Genomic DNA, 1,879 nt, shown 5'->3' with positions numbered 1-1,879 from the left:
TAGTCGCGCGGGTGGCTGGGGTCAGCGAGACCACGGTCCGCAAGGGCGTGCTCGAGCTCGAGTCCGGTGCTGAACCGCTGCCTGATGGGCGGGTCAGGCGCGCAGGGGGCGGCAGATGGCGGGCCGAGGCTGTTGATTCACTGCTGCTTCCAGCGTTGATGGGGCTGGTCGAGCCGGACGAGCGCGGAGATCCCGAATCACCGCTGCGGTGGACGACGAAGTCGCTTCGGCATCTGGCTGCGGAGTTGTCCCGGCAGGGGCATCGGGTGACCGCGCCAACGGTGGGCCGGCTGTTGAAGGCGAACTTATTCAGCCTGCAAGGCACCGCCAAGACGTTGGAAGGCGATCAGCATCCTGATCGGGACGCACAGTTCCGCTACATCAACGAGCAGGTCAAGGAGCATCAGGCGTCGGGCGAGCCGGTGATCGGCCCGAACGTCGAGACGGTGGTGCCCTACGGGATCTACGACATGACCGCCAACACGGGCTGGGTGAATGTCGGAGTCGACCACGACACCGCGGCGTTCGCGGTCGCCTCGATCCGCCGCTGGTGGCAGGCGCGTGGCCATGCCGACTATCCGAGCGCATCTCGGTTGCTGATCACCGCGGATGCGGGCGGTTCCAACAGCTATCGTTACCGGCTCTGGAAAGCCGAACTGGCCGCATTCGCCGCCGAGGCCGGACTGACGGTCACGGTCTGCCACTTCCCTCCTGGCACCTCGAAGTGGAACAAGATCGAGCACCGGTTGTTCTCACACATCACGATGAACTGGCGCGGACGGCCGTTGACCAGCCACCAAGTCGTCCTCAACACGATCGCGGCGACCACGACCTCGGCTGGGCTGAGGGTCGAGGCCGCCCTCGATCCCGACTCCTATCCGACCGGAGTCTCGGTCAGCCGCGACCAGCTCCAGGCCCTGCCCATCACCGCCCATCCCAACCACGGAGCCTGGAACTACAGCATCGCCCCGAAGGGCGGGCAGGCCGTCCCGCTGCGTGCCGATCAGCGAGCCACGGCCCGAGCCCAGACCATGCAGCTGCTCGCCGGCCCCCGCCTGACCGGCATGAGCAGCGACGAACTCGACGCGCTGCGCGCCCGGCTCGCCCCGGCCCAGGAGGCCCGGGCCGAGCAAGGCCGGTTCGTGCTGCGCGGCGGCCGGCGGGTGGCCACCACCGGCCGCAGCCGAGCACTGCTGTCCAGCTCGGACGAGGTCCTGATCACTGTCATCTACCTGCGGCAGGTCTGCCCGCAGAAAGTGCTGTGTGACCTGCTCGGGATCAACCCCGTCACGGTCAGCCAGGCAATCAAAGCCACCCGGCAACTCCTGGACGAGCAGAAAATCAACATCACCCCGGCCGTCGTCCGCTACTTCACCCGAGCAGACGACCTACGCGCCTGGGCCATCGGCACCGACCCGGCCTCGCACGTTCCGGCGAGCCCGACCCGTCATGCGTTGACCGACCCGCACCTGACCGGCATGAGTCGCAAGACGCTGGACACCATGCTCGAGAAATTGATCGTGCCCTACGCCGCCGCGATCGAACAGCGCCGCCACCGCCAACGCGGAGGCAACCGCCGCCCCGGTTCCCGAGGCGGAGTGTTCCGACAAAAGATCACTGACGGCGATCGGATCCTCGCCACGATCCTCTACCAGCGCCGCGTCTGCACCCTCGACACCCTCGCCGAACTGTTCGACATCAGTCGTAGCACCCTGTGGAACGCGATCAACGACGTCCTGCCCATCCTCTGCACCCACGGCCCCGCGATCACCCCCGCCGACCACCGCTACGCCTCGGCCGCCGCCCTCCTCGCCTCGACCGACCCACCACACGAGCATGCCGACCCAGGAAAACCAGCATGTTGATTTTTGGCAGCCAC

Annotated in this window: 1 protein-coding gene; it reads left to right on the top strand. The window is 67.3% G+C overall.

Annotated elements, in window-relative coordinates; all coding sequences use genetic code 11:
• A partial coding sequence (locus IO39_RS53765; protein WP_043637573.1) for an ISAzo13 family transposase occupies positions 1-1,865 on the top strand: 1,865 nt, incomplete at its 5' end.
• Positions 1,866-1,879 lie beyond the last annotated feature (14 nt).

The sequence above is a fragment of the Nonomuraea candida genome, assembly GCF_000725485.1.
Lineage (GTDB): Bacteria > Actinomycetota > Actinomycetes > Streptosporangiales > Streptosporangiaceae > Nonomuraea > Nonomuraea candida.
The sequence above is the reverse complement of the archived record's forward strand: the minus strand, read 5'-3'. Positions and strand labels throughout refer to the sequence as shown.